The 18,918-nt window shown below is 27.6% G+C and carries 19 protein-coding genes, 6 tRNA genes and 1 CRISPR repeat array; of the genes, 15 read left to right on the top strand and 10 right to left on the bottom strand.

Annotation, left to right across the window (positions count from 1 at the left end):
* Positions 1-45: 45 nt before the first annotated feature.
* The 4 genes from OCV55_RS08960 to OCV55_RS08945 form a co-directional block, all read right to left on the bottom strand.
* Entirely contained in the window at positions 46-1,446 is a 1,401-nt protein-coding gene (locus tag OCV55_RS08960; protein WP_147580409.1) for a hypothetical protein, read from the bottom strand.
* Positions 1,439-2,326, bottom strand: coding sequence for an ABC transporter ATP-binding protein (locus tag OCV55_RS08955; RefSeq protein ID WP_147580408.1), 888 nt, complete (start codon positions 2,324-2,326; stop codon positions 1,439-1,441). Before OCV55_RS08955 ends, OCV55_RS08960 begins: the two co-directional genes overlap by 8 nt.
* On the bottom strand, positions 2,323-2,691 hold the full coding sequence (locus OCV55_RS08950) for a GntR family transcriptional regulator (RefSeq protein WP_032091623.1): 369 nt from the start codon (positions 2,689-2,691) through the stop codon (positions 2,323-2,325). Before OCV55_RS08950 ends, OCV55_RS08955 begins: the two co-directional genes overlap by 4 nt.
* 90 nt (positions 2,692-2,781) lie before the next feature.
* Positions 2,782-3,594: an AAA family ATPase gene (locus OCV55_RS08945; protein WP_032091622.1), complete on the bottom strand. Its 813-nt coding sequence runs from the start codon at positions 3,592-3,594 to the stop codon at positions 2,782-2,784.
* Between the two features lie 160 nt (positions 3,595-3,754).
* Between OCV55_RS08945 and OCV55_RS08940 the strand changes: the two genes are divergently transcribed.
* From OCV55_RS08940 to csn2, 15 genes are all read left to right on the top strand, one after another.
* A complete protein-coding gene (locus OCV55_RS08940; RefSeq protein ID WP_147580407.1) occupies positions 3,755-4,264 on the top strand; it encodes an AAA family ATPase in 510 nt (169 codons plus the stop codon).
* Positions 4,257-4,550, top strand: a complete 294-nt coding sequence (locus OCV55_RS08935) for a Dabb family protein (protein WP_022001073.1) — start codon at positions 4,257-4,259, stop codon at positions 4,548-4,550. Before OCV55_RS08940 ends, OCV55_RS08935 begins: the two co-directional genes overlap by 8 nt.
* Positions 4,547-5,056 carry a GrpB family protein gene (locus tag OCV55_RS08930; RefSeq protein ID WP_147580406.1) on the top strand — a complete coding sequence of 170 codons (510 nt, stop codon included), beginning with the start codon at positions 4,547-4,549 and terminating at the stop codon, positions 5,054-5,056. The genes OCV55_RS08935 and OCV55_RS08930 overlap by 4 nt, the downstream gene beginning before the upstream one ends.
* Positions 5,057-5,058: 2 nt before the next feature.
* The gene (locus tag OCV55_RS08925; protein ID WP_032091618.1) at positions 5,059-5,457 is read left to right on the top strand and encodes a hypothetical protein; all 399 of its coding nucleotides are present in this window, start codon (positions 5,059-5,061) and stop codon (positions 5,455-5,457) included.
* Positions 5,458-5,466: 9 nt separating this feature from the next.
* The gene (locus OCV55_RS08920) at positions 5,467-6,003 is read left to right on the top strand and encodes a phosphohydrolase (RefSeq protein WP_147580405.1); all 537 of its coding nucleotides are present in this window, start codon (positions 5,467-5,469) and stop codon (positions 6,001-6,003) included.
* Between the two features lie 74 nt (positions 6,004-6,077).
* The gene (locus OCV55_RS08915; protein WP_147580404.1) at positions 6,078-6,992 is read left to right on the top strand and encodes a hypothetical protein; all 915 of its coding nucleotides are present in this window, start codon (positions 6,078-6,080) and stop codon (positions 6,990-6,992) included.
* Between the two features lie 160 nt (positions 6,993-7,152).
* Positions 7,153-7,740: a zinc dependent phospholipase C family protein gene (locus tag OCV55_RS08910; protein ID WP_147580403.1), complete on the top strand. Its 588-nt coding sequence runs from the start codon at positions 7,153-7,155 to the stop codon at positions 7,738-7,740.
* The gene (locus tag OCV55_RS08905) at positions 7,713-7,925 is read left to right on the top strand and encodes an MFS transporter (RefSeq protein ID WP_147580402.1); all 213 of its coding nucleotides are present in this window, start codon (positions 7,713-7,715) and stop codon (positions 7,923-7,925) included. The genes OCV55_RS08910 and OCV55_RS08905 overlap by 28 nt, the downstream gene beginning before the upstream one ends.
* Positions 7,926-7,985: 60 nt before the next feature.
* The gene (locus OCV55_RS08900; protein WP_267309880.1) at positions 7,986-8,285 is read left to right on the top strand and encodes a helix-turn-helix domain-containing protein; all 300 of its coding nucleotides are present in this window, start codon (positions 7,986-7,988) and stop codon (positions 8,283-8,285) included.
* Positions 8,286-8,355: 70 nt separating this feature from the next.
* The gene (locus OCV55_RS08895; protein WP_147580400.1) at positions 8,356-10,842 is read left to right on the top strand and encodes a heavy metal translocating P-type ATPase; all 2,487 of its coding nucleotides are present in this window, start codon (positions 8,356-8,358) and stop codon (positions 10,840-10,842) included.
* 2 nt (positions 10,843-10,844) lie between these two features.
* On the top strand, positions 10,845-11,108 hold the full coding sequence (locus OCV55_RS08890) for a metal-sensing transcriptional repressor (RefSeq protein WP_032091612.1): 264 nt from the start codon (positions 10,845-10,847) through the stop codon (positions 11,106-11,108).
* Positions 11,109-11,432: 324 nt separating this feature from the next.
* Positions 11,433-15,431, top strand: a complete 3,999-nt coding sequence (gene cas9 / locus OCV55_RS08885) for a type II CRISPR RNA-guided endonuclease Cas9 (RefSeq protein ID WP_267309879.1) — start codon at positions 11,433-11,435, stop codon at positions 15,429-15,431.
* Complete coding sequence (gene cas1, locus OCV55_RS08880; RefSeq protein WP_147580398.1) at positions 15,428-16,297, top strand: type II CRISPR-associated endonuclease Cas1; 870 nt, start codon at positions 15,428-15,430, stop codon at positions 16,295-16,297. Before cas9 ends, cas1 begins: the two co-directional genes overlap by 4 nt.
* A gap of 10 nt (positions 16,298-16,307) precedes the next feature.
* On the top strand, positions 16,308-16,607 hold the full coding sequence (gene cas2 / locus OCV55_RS08875) for a CRISPR-associated endonuclease Cas2 (RefSeq protein ID WP_267309887.1): 300 nt from the start codon (positions 16,308-16,310) through the stop codon (positions 16,605-16,607).
* Positions 16,604-17,281: a type II-A CRISPR-associated protein Csn2 gene (csn2, locus tag OCV55_RS08870; RefSeq protein WP_147580397.1), complete on the top strand. Its 678-nt coding sequence runs from the start codon at positions 16,604-16,606 to the stop codon at positions 17,279-17,281. Before cas2 ends, csn2 begins: the two co-directional genes overlap by 4 nt.
* A gap of 34 nt (positions 17,282-17,315) precedes the next feature.
* Positions 17,316-18,143: a CRISPR direct-repeat array (repeat unit 36 nt; unit sequence GTTTTAGAAGTGTGTTATTTTGAATGATTACAAAAC).
* Between the two features lie 232 nt (positions 18,144-18,375).
* On the opposite strand, the gene OCV55_RS08865 is transcribed toward csn2, so the two are convergent.
* The 6 genes from OCV55_RS08865 to OCV55_RS08840 all read right to left on the bottom strand — a co-directional run bounded on the left by OCV55_RS08865 (position 18,376) and on the right by OCV55_RS08840 (position 18,906).
* Positions 18,376-18,444 (bottom strand) — tRNA-Met (locus OCV55_RS08865).
* A gap of 34 nt (positions 18,445-18,478) precedes the next feature.
* Positions 18,479-18,554 (bottom strand) — tRNA-Ala (locus tag OCV55_RS08860).
* Positions 18,555-18,566: 12 nt separating this feature from the next.
* Positions 18,567-18,643, bottom strand: a tRNA-Pro gene (locus OCV55_RS08855).
* A gap of 6 nt (positions 18,644-18,649) precedes the next feature.
* A tRNA-Arg gene (locus tag OCV55_RS08850) sits at positions 18,650-18,726 on the bottom strand.
* Positions 18,727-18,733: 7 nt separating this feature from the next.
* Positions 18,734-18,822, bottom strand: a tRNA-Leu gene (locus OCV55_RS08845).
* A 9-nt stretch (positions 18,823-18,831) separates the two neighbouring features.
* Positions 18,832-18,906: transfer RNA gene (locus tag OCV55_RS08840), tRNA-Cys, on the bottom strand.
* Between the last annotated feature and the right edge of the window lie 12 nt (positions 18,907-18,918).

Here is an 18,918-nt window from a genome sequence, read left to right as displayed (position 1 = left end):
ACTCCTTCTATAGAAATAGGTTGATGAAGCATCAACCTATTTTAATTAACTTTTAAATTTGTAAAGATTGTATTTAGCCACTAAATCTAATACTTTTTCAATATTTTTTTCTTCGATAACATAATCACGACTTGCATATCTACCTAGATCAGTTGGTGATTGAATTGAATAATAAACACCTATTGTATAAAAATTTTTATTGATTGGATCATTGTAAAAATCATCATATTTTGTAATGAGTTTTTGATTGATAATATCGTTTATAAAATTCACGAAATTTGTATTATCTTTAGATGATTTCTTTGGACCAGTACTATAATTAATATCAGTTACATCGATTCCTTTATATTTAAGTTCAGTTTTTGTTTCATAGTTAGTCATAAATGAAAAACTAAAACTAGCTGATCTAATTGAGGAAGTAGATGGTACCTCATAAATTGAATGAAATCCTTTTGTATTAGCATAAATACTTGAAAAACCGATACAACTTACGACTAAAAGAATAAAGATCGTTGGGATTTTCCAATTAAAGTAAACTTTTCTTTTAGAAAAATAATACATAATTAAATAAATCATAAAGATTATTGTAAATGATAGAACATTTGATTTGAAATCTGTGGTATACATAACAAGTAACATCGCAAATGTTCCAAGAATAATAATTGATGGATACATAAAGAATGATTTTGTATGTGATTCACTTTGTTCAACTGTACGCTTGATAAATAAGCGATAGTTTACAAAAGAGAGAACTAAACTGATGATCAACCAATAGATTGATGAGATATGAGTTACATGTAGTTCTATATATTTCATTTGCGCTAATCCATTATAAGGAATACTTAAATAATAAAGAATAGCATTAAGACCTTGTGTATAATTTCCTTCACCAAGCATCATTTTATATACGATATTTGTGGCACACTTATTAAGTGCAATATAGATAAGTAGAGGAAGGAAAATATAAGCAAATGAACAAATAAAGTTATCAACACTATTTTGGGTTAAAAGAGTAATTGTTGTAATAAGGGTATTCATGGCAAACATATGGACGATTGTTATAATTATTGCTAGAATAAAGGCGCCAATAGAAATACCCATTTTATAAGCGAAAATGCCTTGTGCTATGAGTTGATAAATAACAACAGGTAAAATGGTTGCAAAATAAGAAAATAAACTTGTTGTTAAGTAAAGTGATTCTTTCTTTATTGGTAAGGAAAAGTAAAGAATATTACTTTTCTTTTTTTGTAAAAAAGAAAATAAATAAATAGGTACAATACATGATAAACCTAATCCATAAACAAGAGAGAGTGTGCCTGTTAAATCTAATGAAGGTGTATACTCATTAAATACCCAAAAAGGAATAATGATACCAACAAGATAAATAAGAATAAGATATTTCTTATTTTGTTTTATTAAATATTTAAAATAATCTTTATTAATCATAGACACCATACCCCTTTCTTTCCATTTCATAAATAAATATTTCTTCTAAATTTACAGGTAAAACTTCTAACATAATTGGATTGAACATTCTTAAATAATCTTTAATTTCATTGATGTCTCCTTTAACAACCATATTAATCACACGGGATTGTTTATGGAAAGAGAGAACATCTAAATGACTGAATTCTTCTTTGTTTAATTCTTCTTTAAAAGCTAATTGTATTTTATGAATATGATCTTTAATATCATAGAGATCACCCGATGTTGTCATACATCCATTGTCTAAAATCCCAAAGCTATCACAAATATCTTCTAATTCTCTTAAATTATGAGATGAAATAATGACTGTCATATTTTCATCAATCATTTGATTTATAGCTTTTTTAAAAGCTAAACGCATAACAGGGTCTAAACCATCAAAAGCTTCATCTAATAATAAATATTTTGGTGCAATTGCAAGTGCTAAAGCAAACATTGCTTGTCTTTTCATTCCTTTTGAATAGTCTTTTAAAGGTTTATTTTGTGGTAAACGGAATAAATTGACATAATGTTGGTAGGTTTCTAAATTGAATTGTGGATAAAAAGTAAGATAGAAATCTTTCATTTCATCAATAGTAGCAAAGTGAAAATAGTATGGATCATCACTAATGAATAAAATATCTTTTTTAACATCAGGATTTTCATAAACATCTTTTCCATCAAATAAAATACTTCCTTCATCGCATTTAGAAATCCCATTTAATAAATAAAGTAAGGTTGATTTTCCAGCTCCATTAGGACCAATCAAACCAAAAATACTTCCTGAGGAAATTGTGACATTTAAATGATTTAAAACATTTTTATTTTCAAAAGATTTCATCACATCTTTAATTTCAATCATACCGTTTCCTCCTTATATACTTCTTCAATAATTTCTAATAATTTGTCTTTGGTAATTTGATGCTTTTTCATTTCATTGACACATCCTTTAAAATCATCTAATTTATCGTCTTTAATCAATTGATCAGTTTGATTATCAGCAATAAAACATCCTTTTCCTTTAATGGAATAAATATAACCTTGGTTCTCTAATTCTTGATAGGCCTTAGAAACAGTATTAGGATTAACGCCAATATCTGTTGCAAGAGATCTTACCGAAGGTAATTTATCATTAGGAAGTAAAATGCCAATAGAGATAAATTCTAAGATTTGTTTTTTGAGTTGTTCAAAAATAGGAACTTTACTTTGAATATCTATTATAAACATAGAGCCCTCCTAACTGTATTAGTGTCACTAGTACACTAATACAGTATAATACATTTAATGATTTGTCAATAAGGTAAAGAAAAAAAGAATTCAATCATTGAATTCTTTTTCGTGTTTTTTGAAAAAATCATAAAAATAGCGAACATTTTCTAATTTATACCAAGGGGTAACTTCGTATTCTCTTGCATCTAAATTATAAATTTTAGCGTTTAAAGTACCTAACATAAAAGGAGAGTGTGTCGCAATAATAAACTGACACCCTAAATAATGTGTTAGTTCATTAATTTCTTGAGCTAAAGCAACTTGATTTGCAGGAGATAAAGAAACTTCTGGTTCATCTAATAAATAAAGAGCATTTGGTAAAAGATATTCTTGAAAGAACTGTAAAGAGGTTTCACCATTGGAATACTTTTCTTGAGAAAAAATGATATTTTCAATACGTTGTTCTTTCTTTTTATTTAAAACACTTTGTGCTTTTTCTAAAGATAATCCTTCTTGCATATAATCATAAGTTAAACCATGTTCTAAAATAGCTTTTTGTTGTATTTTTTTAATTTCATATAAAATATCTTCACTTTTAATATAACGACTATTTTCAGGTAGTTGATAAAAAGGAATACCATCTTCATTGCTGCCTAAGCTATAGGCACATTCATTTTCAAATCTTTCACAATAATTTTCATAGTAAGCATTACTTGCAGGCATTTCTTTTCCTTTTATTTTTAATTTACCAGCAATGATGTTAAGAAGTGTGGATTTTCCACACCCGTTATTTCCATAAAAAATGGTAATAGGTGCAAAAGAAAAAGGCTCTATGTACTTATCTCTAAAGATATTATAGGGATAAATATTAGGATTTTTGAGTGTTTGATTGCTTAATTTAAAACTACTTAAATAGATCATAGAATAACCTCCTTTAATAATTTTATTTTATTGAACTTTCAATATAAAAACAATTGAGAAAGTTAATAAAAATTATTATTTTTGTTTAAACAACTAAAGAAAGAAGTTATATAATTATTGATAAATATTTTGTATAATATTTTAAAAAGAAGGGAAAGTTATGAAAAAATTATATTTAATAGGTGGCACGATGGGCGTTGGTAAAACAACAACGTGTCAGATTCTTAAAAGAAAATTAGATAAAAGTGTTTTTATAGATGGAGATTGGTGCTGGGATATGCATCCGTTCATGGTTAATGAAGAAACAAAAAAGTTAGTTTTAGAGAATATCTGCATGTTATTGAATAATGATTTAAAATGCAGTGTGTTTGATCATATTATTTTTTGTTGGGTCATGCATGAACAAAGTATTATTGATGATCTGCTTTCACACCTTGATTTAAAAGATGTAAAAGTGATATCTATTTCTTTAGTTTGTCAAAAAGAAGCTTTGGAAAAAAGAATTCAAAAAGATATCGATCAAGGAATTAGAAAACCAGATGTCCTTGCTCGTAGTGTAGAAAGATTAGAAATGTATCAAAAATTAAATACATATAAAATTGATGTTTCTAATAAAACAATTGAAGAAATTGTTAAAGAAATAATAAAAGTAGGTGATGAAAATGATTAGACATATTTTATTTTGGAATTATACAAAAGAAGTTAAAGAAAACCATTTAGAAAAAGAAACACTTCAAAAATTAAAAGAATCGGTTCAAACTTTAGAAGGAATTGAAGGCTTATTATGTGTGGAAATGGAAGAAAACTTGACTTCAGGTTATGATCTTGTTTTTTATAGTGAATTTGAAAATTTAGAGGCATTAAAGAATTTTCAAAATCATTCATTACATGAAGCACATAAAAAGCGTTGTAGGAATCTTGTTTGTGAGCGTTTATGTGGAGATATTGAAAGATGAAAACAGAACATATTGAAGTTGTAGATTATGATTCGAAGTGGGTAAATGATTTCAATCAAATTAAAGGGGAAATAGAAGAAGCTTTAAAAGATTTAGTGCTTGCTGTTGAACATGTAGGAAGCACTTCTGTTCCTTTACTAGCAGCTAAACCAATCATTGATTTAGATGTTGTCATTGATCGTAAAGATTTAAAAGAAGTGATTTTTCTTTTAGAAAAGCATGGTTATATTTATGAAGGTGATTTAGGTCTTAAAGATCGTGAAGCTTTTAGATATGAAGGAAAAGAGCATTTAAGAACACATCATCTTTATGTATGTCCACAAGATTCTAAAGAATTGAAACGACATCTTGCTTTTAGAAATTATTTAAGAAAACATCCAAATACTGTAAAAGAATACGGTAAAATTAAAAAAGAAGCAGCAAAGTTGTATCCAAATGATATTGAAAAATATTGTATGTATAAATCACAAATTATTGAAAAAATTTATAAGGAAATAGGTTTATAAAAATGAAAAAAAGTTATAAAGGATTTATGGCATGGCTGGTTTTATTTTGCGTAGGTGTGTTGGCGATTATTTTTATGGATATCAAGAATATAGATTTAGTAGGTTTGGTTTTAGGTAATTATATGTTTATAACTCTTGCCATTCTTACGGGCATGATTTATAAAAATGAGGCAATCTATTGGTATACAGGGATTTCTTATCAAGAAGCATGTGCGGTTACAAGCAAGCAAAGAAAAGAGTATGCGTATAAACATTTTATAAGATTTTTAATGGTTTGTTTAGGTTATTTTGTTTATTCAATTATTGCCTATTTTTTATCATTTTCATTTGGCATGAGTATCATTATTTGTTGTCTTTTAATGACAGTTTGCGCATTAAGTACGGTGTCAATTAAGTTATAGGAGTATTTTATGAGTTTTATTACAACGTATACAAAAAAATATTTTGATCCATTAAATGTTGATGAAAATTTATTAGATATTAAAGATATTGCACATGCACTTTCTTTAATATGTCGAGGAAATGGACATGTTCAATATTTTTATTCCGTAGCTCAACATAGTCTTGCTTGTGCTAAGGAAGCAAAGACAAGAGGATATAGTAAAGAAGTTATTTTAGGATGTTTGTTGCATGATGGAAGTGAAGTTTATTTAAGTGATGTTACAAGACCAATAAAAAAAGAACTTACTTATTATTTAGAAGTGGAAGATGTTTTACAAAATGTTATTTGGAAACATTTTATTCAAAGAGATTTAACAAAAGAAGAAACTAAATTAGTTTTTGAAATTGATGATGAAATGTTATCTTTGGAACTAAAAGAATTATTAAATGATGAAATCAATCGGAATTATTTAAAGTTGCAAAGAAAAGTTGATTTAAGTTTTGTAGCTTTTGAAATAATTGAAAATGAATTTATAGAATTTTATAAAGAGACGATGGAAATTTAAAATCGTCTTTTTCTTTACCCTTTCCTTATTTCTGTGCTAAAATTTGAGTATATATTTTTAAGGGGGACTCTTATATGGAACATGTTACATTTGATGAATTTTTTGATTTTGTAAAGAATGAAGATGCTGATTGGTATATTCCTGGCCTAAAAGAATATTTTGAAGGTTTAAATCAAGATGAAATTTATATACAAGACAATTTTTTGGGAAAACTTGTTTTTCAATTTAATAAATTTGAAAATAATTTAAAGAAAGCTGTTTTTGATAAGTTTATCTGTTATAAAAAAATGATGGATGAAAAAGAAAAAAGTAAACTTAAAAACAGTGCTAATGAAATAGCCAATGTTGATTTAGAAAGTGCTTATTCTTACAATGAACTTTTTGACAATGTTTCTCATAACAAATTATTAGAGGATATCAATAAATATAATAATTGTGGGGATGTTGATTCTGATTTTGGAATAAAATTAAGATTTAATGAAATACATGAAGAAGAAACTTTTAACCAAGGTTCTTTAGATATTATAGGAAGTGTTTCATTTAACTCATATAAAAGTGGAAAAGTCTTTGATTTTCCATTTACAATGACCATTGGTTTAGATTCAGACTCTTATTTTGAAAAAGAGGGGGATATCTATAAGATATATAAATTTAGGGAGTTCTATGCTTTTTCTAAAACCTATGGTACAGAAGATACAATACATTATAGATATAGAAAAAATGATTTTCCATTAGAAAAATATGGTACATATGGTGTACATGTTGATAGTGATATTCCTTTTGCCAGTGATAAGTATTCAATTTATATGTTTAGAAATGACTATGCCCCATTTAAATATGCTTTCCAATATGACTGTCTAACTCATTTAGTTAAATCTGAACTTGGGAAAGAGCTTTTAGAAAATGGTTCTAAAGAAGATTTATTAAGAATTCTATACAATAGGATAGCTTATGCTGTTGATGAAAGCCTTATGCCAGAATATGATTAAGATGGTATCTTTAAAACAATTGAAAATGAATTTATAGAGAAACGATGAGATGAATCATCGTTTTTTTACTTTTACTTAACATTTCTTTTCGTAAAAATGATAGTTGATTATCTTAAAAATAAGTATGCTTTTTCTAAACTAAAGAAAGGGAAATAAAAAAATGCCATCAACTTATGCACATTATCGATTTGGACAAGAAGTTTTAAAAGAACTACCAAACGATATTAAAAAAATAATTATAGAAAATAAAGAACTCTATGATATTGGACTACATGGTCCAGATCTCTTGTTTTATTATTTACCATTAAAAACCAATGAAATTAATTCAATAGGTTATAACATGCACGAAAAAGCAGGAAAAGAAGTCTTTGATACTTTTAGAAAAATGATGACTTCTAAAAAACAAATCAATCATTACCTAGCTTATTATTATGGATTTATTTGTCATTTTGCCTTAGATGCAACGTGTCACGGTTATATTGAAAAAAGGATTCATGAAAGTGGAGTATCACATGGAGAAATAGAAGTTGAATTTGATCGTTTTTTAATGATTGAAGATGGATTAACTCCTATTTCATATTATTTGACTTTTTGGGGTTATGCTGCATCAATTGTTACAATTATTGTTGCTTTTTTAGGACCGGTCTTAGGGACTGTAGCTGATACAAAAGGTTATAAAAAACCAATCTTTATAATCACTTTATTAATTGGTTGTATTGGATGTTTTTTACAAAAATCATTTCTTTAGAAAAATCAGGAGAATACTTTGGTTTAATGGATGTTTGTGGAAAAGGAGCTTCGTTTTTAGGAACAACAGTTGTTGGTGTTTTATCACAAACAACAGGTCAAATTAATCTTTCTCTAGGAGCTCTATCTATTTTCTTTATGTTAGGAATTGTATTTTTTAGAATGTCTGAAAAAAGAGAAGGTTAGTGAACTATAAGTTCAATGACAGCCTTCTTTTTTTATTTTAAAATAATAGTGGTGATAGAAATGAAGAAAAAATTAATAAATCCTTTAAAAATAGGAAAGAATTTAAAAAGATGTGTTGATCAAATGGGGTATAGAGTAAAAGATATTCAAGAGTATTTATGTTTAGAATGTCCTCAACCAATTTATCGTTGGTTTAAAGGAAGTACATATCCTTCAATTCATCATTTATATGCATTAAGTTGTTTATTTGGGGTAAGTATGAATGAATTAATTGAAGAAGATGAAAGAAAAGAATGGGGTTATTGTATTTATCAAATGAAAGAGGGGAAAATGACATTAGAAAATCAAGAAATTTTGTAAGCGTATTTCTTGCTTATTTTTTAGTATTCAAGTATGATATAGATACCCTATAGGGGTGGGAGGTGTTTGGATGAAAAAGAAATATGATGTCGTTGGGATGACATGTAGTGCTTGTTCAACTCATGTAGATAAAGCTGTAAGAGGGTTGGATGGTGTTGATGATGTCAATGTCAATTTATTACAAAACTCAATGACTGTTGAATTTGATGAAAATAAACTAAGTGAAAGTCAAATTTTTGAGGCCGTAGATAAAGCAGGTTATAAAGCTCAAAATATTGGTGAAAAACAGGTTTCGAATGTTCAAGAAAATGAAAATGAGCATAAAAAGAAGAATTTGATTTTATCATTTATTTTCTTGATTCCTTTATTTTATATCAGTATGGGACATATGATGAATTGGCCTTTACCAAGTATTCTCTTAGGTCATGAAAATATGATGATCTTTGTTTTAGTTCAATTGTGTTTGGTTGTTCCTATTATGTTTATTAATAGAGGATATTATATTCGAGGATTTAAAACTTTATTCAATCGTAGTCCAAATATGGATTCTTTGATTGCCTTAGGTTCTTCAGCAGCTTTTATTTATAGTTTATATGCAACATTTATGATGGCTTATTATCTAGGAAGAATGGATATGGATATGACCCATCATTATATGATGCAACTTTATTTTGAATCGGCAGGAATGATTTTAACATTAATTTCTTTAGGTAAATATTTAGAATCACGTTCTAAACAAAAAACGTCAGAAGCGATTGAAAAATTGATGAAGCTGATGCCTTCAACAGCTATTGTCTTAAAAGAAGGGAAAGAAGTTGAAGTGGCCATTGAAGATGTTCAAATTGGTGATGTTGTGATTGTTAAACCAGGTAACAATATTCCTTTGGATGGAAAAATCATTCAAGGACATGGTTCTATCAATGAAGCGATGATTACTGGAGAAAGCTTACCGGTCGATAAAACAGTTGGTGATCAAGTTATTGGTTCAACCAATAACTTAGATGGTTATATGCAAGTAGAAGTTAGTCATGCTTCAAATGATACAACGCTTTCTAAAATCATTCGTTTAGTAGAAGAAGCAGGCGCTTCTAAAGCACCAATTGCGAAACTTGCCGATAAGATCAGTGGTGTCTTTGTACCAACCGTTATTACAATTGCAATCATTACTTTCATTTTATGGTTGACCCTTGGAAATAAAGATTTCCACTTTGCCTTAAACTGTGCAATTTCAGTCCTTGTTATTTCTTGTCCATGTGCTTTAGGGCTTGCCACTCCTACAGCAATCATGGTTGGAACAGGGAAAGGGGCTAACTTAGGTATCTTAGTTAAATCAGCACAACACTTAGAAGAACTTTCTAAATGTGATACGATTGTTTTAGATAAGACGGGAACACTTACTGAAGGAAAACCTCAAGTTACAGAAGTTTATCCAATTGGTGTAAGTGAAAATGATTTATTGAAATATGCGGGTTCGATTGAACAATATTCTAAACATCCACTTGCCAAGGCGATTCATAGTTATGTCTTAGAACAAGGAATATCTATTGATTCATTAGATCATTTTGAAATGAAACAAGGATTAGGACTTGTGGGTAATTTAAAGGGAGAAATTCTTTTATCAGGAAATAGACGTTTGATGGAAGAAAATGATGTTGATCTTTCTTCGATTGAAGATCTCTATAAAGAATTATCATCTAAAGGAAAGACACCTTTATTTTATAGCTATGCCAGTCAACTTATTGGTTTAATCGTTGTTTCAGATGTCTTGAAACAAACAAGTAAACATGCCATTGATTGTTTAAAAGATATGAACATGAATATCTATATGTTGACAGGAGACAATCAATTGACAGCCAATGCGATTGCTGATGAATTAGGTATTGAAGCTATTGGAGAAGTCTTACCACAAGATAAAGAAAAACATGTAAGAGACTTACAAGAAAAAGGACATCGTGTCATCATGGTGGGTGATGGAATCAATGATGCACCTGCTCTTGTTAGAAGTGATGTTGGTATTGCGATGACTTCAGGTATTGATATTGCTATCGAATCTGCTGATATCGTTTTAATGAAAAATGATTTACAAGATGTTGTTGTGGCTTATGAACTTTCAAAAGCGACAATTAAAAATATTAAAGAAAACTTATTTTGGGCATTCTTCTATAATGTCATTGGTATTCCTGTTGCTGCAGGAGTGTTCTATTCTATCTTTGGCTGGTTGTTAGATCCAATGTATGGAGCAGCAGCAATGTCATTAAGTTCTGTCTTTGTTGTATCAAATGCACTTAGATTAAGATTCTTTAAACCAAAACATCAAATTATTCAAATACGAGAAAATAGGAAAAAGGAAGAAAAGAAAATGAAAAAAGTATTAGTAGAAGGAATGATGTGCGAACATTGTAAAGCACATGTAGAAAAAGCATTAAATGCTATTGATGGTATTCAAGCAACAGTTGATCTAGAAAAAAACTGTGCTTTTGTAGAAGGTGAAGTTGACGAAGCAACACTAAAACAAGCCATTGAAGAAGCTGGATATACTTATAAAGGAATTGAATAAGTATGATGGCCGATAAAAAACAGGTTACAAGACTTTTAAAAACCGCAAGAGGACAAATTGATGGTATCTTAAAAATGGTGGAAGAAGATCGCTATTGTATTGATATTTCACATCAAATCATGGCAAGTGAAGCTATTTTAAAAAGAGCCAACAAAGAAGTCTTAAAAGCTCATATGACACATTGTGTACATGATGCAGTCAATAGTAAAGATTGCGATCAAAAAATAGAAGAAATGATTAAAGTATTAGATAATTTATTGAAATAAGAAATCTTGAAAAAGGTTTCTTATTTTTTGTACAAAAAAGTATAATACCGGCTTATATAAGCCGGTATTTAGAAACTTGTGGGTTTATAATGTAGATAAAAGAATTTCTAATAAGGTAAATATTTTAATTGCAAGGCGTGAATGGTACAATAGTTAATATAAAATAAAAAAAGTTCCGAAGAACTTTTTTAATCACCTAAGTGATGTCAAATAATTGACGCTTTAGCATAAGCTTTATTTTAACTGTGTTGTGTTATTTTGAATAATCAAAACCTATTTGTTTTGACATAAATAGAATAACGCTTAAGAAAGGGGATGTCAATAGTGAAAAATAGAGAGAATATAAAATATTATATAGGTGTAGATATTGGTACTAATTCTGTAGGTTGGGCTGTTATTGATGAAAATGGAAATTTGTTGAAAAAAGGGAAGCATCATTTATGGGGATCACGTTTGTTTGATCAAGCTCAAACTGCCCAAAATCGTAGAAATTATCGTTCTTCACGTAGAAGATACAATAAGAGAAGACAAAGAATTGGATTATTGCGATTGATTATGAGTGATATGGTATTAGAAGTTGATCCATCTTTTTTCATTCGTTTAGAAAAAACAACTTTTTTGGATAAAGAGGATAAAAAAGCTATATTAAAAGATAATTATAAAATGAATTATAATTTATTTTGTGATGAAGATTATAATGACAAAAAATATTTTAAAGATTATCCAACAATCTATCATTTAAGAAAAAAATTATGTGAAAGTGATGAAAAAGCAGACCCAAGATTAATTTATTTAGCTTTACATCATATTGTCAAATATCGCGGGAATTTTTTATATGAAGGACAAGAGTTACATTTAGAACCATCTAATAAAGAAGAAGATTTAAAAATACTTTTTGATATCCTTGGTAAGAATAATGATACAGTTTATGATATTAGTGAAGAACAAATTCAATTTATATTAAAAACTGTTGTTGAAAATATTTCTAAAACAGCAAAAGTAGATGAATGCATGTCACAATTAAAATTAAATAGTGAAGATAAAAAAATAGTTAAAGAGTTTATGAGAGGATTGGTTGGAAATAAATTCAATGTAAGTAAGTTATATATGCATGAAGATTTACAATTTGATGATGAAGATTTGAAATTACAATTTTCAGACAAATCTTATGAAGAAAAAATAACTGAATATGAAAATGTATTAGAAGAAAAAATGGAATTTATTGATTTGATGCAACGATTTTACAGTTGGATTGAATTAAGTAAGATTGTTGGTTCTGATAGTCAACATGCTTCTATTTCTGGTGCAATGGTCAATATTTATGAAAGCCATAGAGAAGATTTGAGAACTTTAAAAGAAGTGATGTTAAAAATTGGAAAAAAAGAATATGATGAAATGTTTAAACCAACTTCAAAGAATGTTGTTAATTATTACAATTATGTTAATCCTGTAGCTTGTTCAGGGGATAAAACAGATGGTTTTTATAAATATGTAAAGAAAGCAATTGAAAAATCTGATGATTCAAGAAAAGATGAAATTCTTCAAAAGATTGCTAACGAAACTTATATGTTAAAACAAACAAGTAAAAATAATGCTTATATTCCTTACCAAATGCAAAAAGATGAACTTATAAAAATATTAGATCATCAAGAAAAATATTATCCTGTTTTAAAAGAAAATAGAGATAAAATTATTTCAATTCTAGAATTTAGAATACCTTATTACTATGGACCTTTAGATGGTAATAAACAATTTGGGTGGCTGATAAAGAAAAAAGGCAAGGAAAATGAAAGAATATTACCATGGAATCATCAAGAAATTGTTGATGTCCAAGAAACAGCAGCACAATTTATTAAAAAATTGACAAACTATTGTACATATTTGCCAATAGAAAAAGTAATGCCTCAAAAATCATTAACATGTTCTATGTATGAGGTGTTATCAGAAGTTAATAAAATAAGAATTGATGGAAAATTGTTGCCTATAGATACAAAGAATAGATTGATTGAGGACTTGTTTTTTAAAAGAAAAACTGTTAAAGAAAAAGATTTAATTAACTGGTTAAAACAAAATCAATTAACAGTTGGTGAAATAACAGGTTATCAAAAAGAAAAAGCATTTTCATCTTCTTTAGCACCATGGATTGATTTTAAAGAAATATTTGATGAAATAAATGATAGCAACTATGATTTAATTGAAAAAATTATAGAAGATATGACAATTTTTAATGAAGGAAGTATTTTAAAAGAAAGATTAAAAAAAGCTTATAATTTAGATCAAAATAAAGTCAAAAAAATTATGAAATTAAAATATTCTGGTTGGTCAAGGTTATCTAAAAAACTTATAAATGGTATTAGAGCTGATAATAAGTTTGGTTCAAGTGTTTCTATATTAGATGTAATGAAGGAAAGTCATATGGCTTTAATGGAAATCATCAATGATCAAGATTTAGGTTTTAAACAAATTATTGAAAAAGAAAATTTCAAAAACGAAACAGGTTCTTTTGAATATGAAGATATTGAAAATTTAGCAGGATCTCCAGCTCTTAAAAGAGGAATATGGCAAACATTACAAGTTATTGAAGAAATTAAAAATTATATGGGGCATGAGCCTAAAAATATCTACATAGAATTTGCTAGAGAAGAACAAGAAAAAGTTAGAACTACAACAAGAGTAAAAAAATTAAAATCAATATATAATGATATCAAAAATCAATTAGATGTTCATGGAAAAGAAGTATATTCTAATTTAAATAAGCAAGATGAAAAAAGTTCTATTGAAAAAAGATTATATTTATATTACACCCAATTAGGAAAATGTATGTATAGTGGTGAATCATTAGATATTGATAAATTATCAAATTACGAAATTGATCATATTTTTCCTAGAACACTTACGTCAGATGATAGCTTAGATAACTTGGTATTAGTTAAGAAAAAAGAAAATCAAAGAAAATTAGATGATTTAGTTTTACCTTTAGAAATAAGAAATAAAATGGAAGTTTTTTGGAAAAAACTATACGATAATGGATTAATAACACAAACAAAATATTATCGATTAATGAGGGATGAATTTAGACGAGATCAAATTGATAAATTCATTAATAGACAATTAGTAGAAACAAGACAAATTATTAAGCATGTTGCTAATATTATTGAAAATCATTATGAAGATACTAAAGTATTTACAGTAAGAGCTAATCTATCGCATGAATTTAGAGAAAAATACGGAATATATAAAAATAGGAACGTAAATGATTTTCATCACGCTCATGATGCTTATATTGCTTGTATTATTGGACGATATATACAAATAAGATTTCCAGGATTAGAAGCAAAATATGTTTATGGTCAATATATGCAAAATGTAAAGAAAACAAAAAACAATATTGATAAAGAAAATCATGGATTTATCATAAATAGTATGAAATATGAATGTATTGACGAAGATACAGGAGAAGTTATTTGGAATCCAGAGAGAATTTTAGATTACATTAAGTGTTTTAATTATAGAGATGTATATATAACTAAAAAATTAGATACGAATAATAGGGAACTTTTCAACGTGACTATTTTACCAAATGATAAGAATAGTGAAAAAGGAAAGACAAAAGCAACGATACCAGTAAATAAATTGCGTAGTAATGTACGTAAGTATGGAGGATTTAGTGGATTACAAAGTGATATTGTGGCTATTGAAGGAAAGAAAGGAAAGAAGATAGATCGAAGACTTATAAATCTTCCTATTTTATTGCGATATGTATCTATCGAGGATCAATGTAAATATATTATGGAAAATAATAAATACAGCGATGTTAAAATAATAAAGAAAATAAAGAAAAATCAACTAATTGAAATAGATGGTATATGTTATTATTTAAAATCAGCTGATGAACTAGATACAGCTTATCAATTGATTTTATCAAGAGATGATAATGAGATGATATATCGTATTGATAGAGCTATTCAAAATAATGATTTTAGTTATTTTGATAATAAAAAGGAAAATATTGATGAATTATATAGATTGATTTGCCATAAAATGATAGAAAATTATCCAAAATATAAGAAAAAGGTATACGAATTTATTAAAGAAAGAGAAGAAGAGTTTTTTGAATTAGATAATTCTCAAAAATGTATCGTTATTTTTGAAATGATTAGAGTTATGAAAAGGGGAGAACAATATATTAACATTCCATTTGAACCATATAATTTAAAAAATGATAGAAAAGGGAGACTTAATTGTCAATCAATATTGTTGGATAATACTTACTTTTATGATGTTTCTATAACAGGCATATATTCAAAAAAATACAAGTTATGACATGGAGAACAGTAGTTATAACAAATAAAGCAAAATTATCTTATAAAAATGATTACTTGATTGTAAGAAATGATGAAGTAAAATTAATTCATTTATCAGAAATTAATACTCTTATCATTGATACAACAGCTGCAACCATGACTTCCTACTTAATATCTGAAATGTTAAGTAGGAAGATTAAGATAATTATTTGTGATAAAAAAAGAAATCCACAAGGAGAAATAGTATCCTATTATGGAAGTCATAATACAAGTGAACAAATTTTTAAACAAATAAAATGGGATGATTATTGTAAAATTATTTGGACAAGAATAATTGAAGAAAAGATAATTAATCAAGCTAATTTTTTAAAAGAGTTAAATATTGAAAATTATCAGATGTTATATGACTATGTAGGTGATTTGGTTTTATTTGATGAAAGTAATAGAGAAGGTCATGTAGCAAAGGTTTATTTTAATAGTTTATTTGGAAAATCTTTTACTAGAGAAGATCAATGTGATATCAATTATGCATTAAATTATGGATATACGATATTATTATCTCAATTTAATAAAGAAATTGTTTCTCAAGGCTATTTAACACAGTTAGGTATTAAACATCACAATGTATATAATAGTTTTAATTTATCTTCGGATTTAATGGAGCCTTTTAGACCATTGGTAGATAAAATTGTTAAAGAGAATTTTAATGAAAGATTTGATGGTGGCATGAAAGTAAAATTAGTGGATGTGCTAAATCATAAGGTAAGAATAAAAGGAAAAGATCAATATGTTTCTAATGCTATTAGTATTTATGTAAAGAGTGTATTTAATGCTATAGATAAGAAAGATGTTGATTTGATAAATTTTTTTGAATATGAGTTATAGATATATGAGAATGATAGTGTTTTTTGATTTACCATCTGTTACTTATGTTGATCAAAAAGAATATAATAAATTTCATAAATTTTTAATAAAAAATGGATACATTATGATGCAAGAAAGTGTATATACAAAATTGGCATTGAACAATTCTATTGTAATAAGCGAAAGAGATAAATTAAAAAAGAATAAACCATCAAAAGGATTAGTTCAGTTATTGGTCATTACTGAAAAGCAATTTGCGCGTATTGAATATGTTGTAGGAGATAAGAAAACAGATGTTGAAGATACAGAAAGCAGGTTGATTATATTATGATTATGAAAATAATGGGATTTGATATAGAGGTTGATATTAATAAAGATAAGACAAATATATTGGTAATTGATGATCATAAATTATTTGGAAGTTTTTGTTACGATCTTAATAGAAAAGATACTGAAAAAATTGTTTTTATAGATAATGATAAGTTAGTAAACATAAAAGATATTATTATTTTTAATGATATATTAAGTTTTAATTTTAATGATAAAACTATTATTACTAAATTATATAATAAGTTATCTAAAAGTATAATATCGAATGTAGAGATTGATAATGAATTAAAAAAATATTTTATGAAGATTTCAAATGTTTTATATGATGAAATTGAATACTATAATGTTGATATTGATTTAAATGAAGAAATAGATTTAGTGAAATATTTTAAATTAGCAGGAATTGAGTTTGATAATAAATATAACAATCTAATCGATAAATTTATAGATATATTAGAAATATATTCAGAGCTATATGATCAAACAATGATATTTATTAATGTACTATCATATTTTTCAAATGAAGAAATTAGAGAAATATTAAAGTATATAACTTATAAAAAAATAAGTGTTTTATTTTTAGAAAATAGTTATAATAGGAGTGTGTATTTTGAAAATAAATATGTCATAGATGATGATTTCTATGATTATATCATTCATGATGACAAAAGTTAGTGTTGGCTTTTATAACTTTAAAACCTGATTTGAGGTTTTAGAAGTGTGTTATTTTGAATGATTACAAAACTAAAAGTAATTTTTCTAACATAGTGAATGTGTTTTAGAAGTGTGTTATTTTGAATGATTACAAAACATCGGCATTTAACTCAAGCCATCCATAGGCGTTTTAGAAGTGTGTTATTTTGAATGATTACAAAACTGGAACACTTGCGTTAGAAGGTAGTTTCTAGTTTTAGAAGTGTGTTATTTTGAATGATTACAAAACATTTATTAAAGAAGCACACTTAATCAAATAGTTTTAGAAGTGTGTTATTTTGAATGATTACAAAACTTTACAAAAAATGTATGATGATGTATCACAGTTTTAGAAGTGTGTTATTTTGAATGATTACAAAACCGATTATCAAACTGATAATATCCCATTGCGGTTTTAGAAGTGTGTTATTTTGAATGATTACAAAACTGGAACACTTGCGTTAGAAGGTAGTTTCTAGTTTTAGAAGTGTGTTATTTTGAATGATTACAAAACATTTATTAAAGAAGCACACTTAATCAAATAGTTTTAGAAGTGTGTTATTTTGAATGATTACAAAACTTAAGAGGTGAATTGTATGGCACTAAATAAGTTTTAGAAGTGTGTTATTTTGAATGATTACAAAACTTTAGCTACTGTTATTTCTTCATTTCTCGCGTTTTAGAAGTGTGTTATTTTGAATGATTACAAAACCGATTATCAAACTGATAATATCCCATTGCGGTTTTAGAAGTGTGTTATTTTGAATGATTACAAAACTCGATGTCGATATTGCAATGTCGAATGACAGTTTTAGAAGTGTGTTATTTTGAATGATTACAAAACTGATGCGGCGACATATTCAGTTACATTTACGTTTTAGAAGTGTGTTATTTTGGAATAAAAATATTTTAGCAAAAATCCATAGTTTTATAGCTGTGTTTATATTTTGAATAGTAATAAAAAATCCAGAGATTTCTTTATCTCTGGATTAAGTGTATTTAAATATAAATTTATAATATATAATAAAAATATTTACATAAAATAAAAAACAACCCGAAGGTTGTTGTTTATTAAATGGCGTCCACGAAGGGATTCGAACCCTCGACCCTCCGGGTATGAACCGAATGCTCTAGCCAGCTGAGCTATCCCGCCATAATATTGAAATTTATTAAATTAATTGGTGGAGCCAAGCGGGATCGAACCGCTGACCCCCTGCGTGCAAGGCAGGTGCTCTCCCAGCTGAGCTATGGCCCCAATTTTTATAAATGGTCGGGAAGACAGGATTTGAACCTGCGACCCCCTGGTCCCAAACCAGGTGCACTACCAAGCTGTGCTACTTCCCGAAAAAATGGCGCGCTAGGCAGGAATCGAACCCACAACCTCTTGATCCGTAGTCAAGCACTCTATCCAGTTGAGCTACTAGCGCATATCAATGGTGCCCAGGGCCGGAGTCGAACCGGCACGGATTTTAAGGTCCGCAGGATTTTAAGTCCTGTGCGTCTACCAATTTCGCCACCTGGGCATTCATTAATGGAGGTTCCTACCGGACTCGAACCGATGATGACAGAGTTGCAGTCTGTTGCCTTACCAACTTGGCCAAGGAACCACTTCTTTATTT

The sequence above is a fragment of the [Clostridium] ammoniilyticum genome, assembly GCF_025566905.1.
Classification (GTDB): Bacteria; Bacillota_I; Bacilli_A; order Erysipelotrichales; family Coprobacillaceae; genus Faecalibacillus; species Faecalibacillus intestinalis.
This window is presented reverse-complemented; position numbering and strand designations above follow the sequence as displayed.

Excerpts from the sequence above, each read along its gene's own strand:
- OCV55_RS08895 (WP_147580400.1), top strand. The coding sequence starts at position 8,356 with ATGAAAAAGAAATATGATGTCGTTGGGATGACATGTAGTGCTTGTTCA.
- OCV55_RS08940 (WP_147580407.1), top strand. The coding sequence starts at position 3,755 with ATGAAAAAATTATATTTAATAGGTGGCACGATGGGCGTTGGTAAAACA.
- OCV55_RS08955 (WP_147580408.1), bottom strand. The coding sequence starts at position 2,326 with ATGATTGAAATTAAAGATGTGATGAAATCTTTTGAAAATAAAAATGTT.
- OCV55_RS08910 (WP_147580403.1), top strand. The coding sequence starts at position 7,153 with ATGCCATCAACTTATGCACATTATCGATTTGGACAAGAAGTTTTAAAA.
- cas2 (WP_267309887.1), top strand. The coding sequence starts at position 16,308 with ATGATAGTGTTTTTTGATTTACCATCTGTTACTTATGTTGATCAAAAA.
- OCV55_RS08915 (WP_147580404.1), top strand. The coding sequence starts at position 6,078 with ATGGAACATGTTACATTTGATGAATTTTTTGATTTTGTAAAGAATGAA.
- OCV55_RS08900 (WP_267309880.1), top strand. The coding sequence starts at position 7,986 with ATGAAGAAAAAATTAATAAATCCTTTAAAAATAGGAAAGAATTTAAAA.
- OCV55_RS08960 (WP_147580409.1), bottom strand. The coding sequence starts at position 1,446 with ATGATTAATAAAGATTATTTTAAATATTTAATAAAACAAAATAAGAAA.
- OCV55_RS08920 (WP_147580405.1), top strand. The coding sequence starts at position 5,467 with ATGAGTTTTATTACAACGTATACAAAAAAATATTTTGATCCATTAAAT.
- OCV55_RS08935 (WP_022001073.1), top strand. The coding sequence starts at position 4,257 with ATGATTAGACATATTTTATTTTGGAATTATACAAAAGAAGTTAAAGAA.
- OCV55_RS08950 (WP_032091623.1), bottom strand. The coding sequence starts at position 2,691 with ATGTTTATAATAGATATTCAAAGTAAAGTTCCTATTTTTGAACAACTC.
- OCV55_RS08945 (WP_032091622.1), bottom strand. The coding sequence starts at position 3,594 with ATGATCTATTTAAGTAGTTTTAAATTAAGCAATCAAACACTCAAAAAT.
- OCV55_RS08930 (WP_147580406.1), top strand. The coding sequence starts at position 4,547 with ATGAAAACAGAACATATTGAAGTTGTAGATTATGATTCGAAGTGGGTA.
- OCV55_RS08925 (WP_032091618.1), top strand. The coding sequence starts at position 5,059 with ATGAAAAAAAGTTATAAAGGATTTATGGCATGGCTGGTTTTATTTTGC.
- OCV55_RS08905 (WP_147580402.1), top strand. The coding sequence starts at position 7,713 with ATGTTTTTTACAAAAATCATTTCTTTAGAAAAATCAGGAGAATACTTT.
- OCV55_RS08890 (WP_032091612.1), top strand. The coding sequence starts at position 10,845 with ATGATGGCCGATAAAAAACAGGTTACAAGACTTTTAAAAACCGCAAGA.
- cas1 (WP_147580398.1), top strand. The coding sequence starts at position 15,428 with ATGACATGGAGAACAGTAGTTATAACAAATAAAGCAAAATTATCTTAT.
- csn2 (WP_147580397.1), top strand. The coding sequence starts at position 16,604 with ATGATTATGAAAATAATGGGATTTGATATAGAGGTTGATATTAATAAA.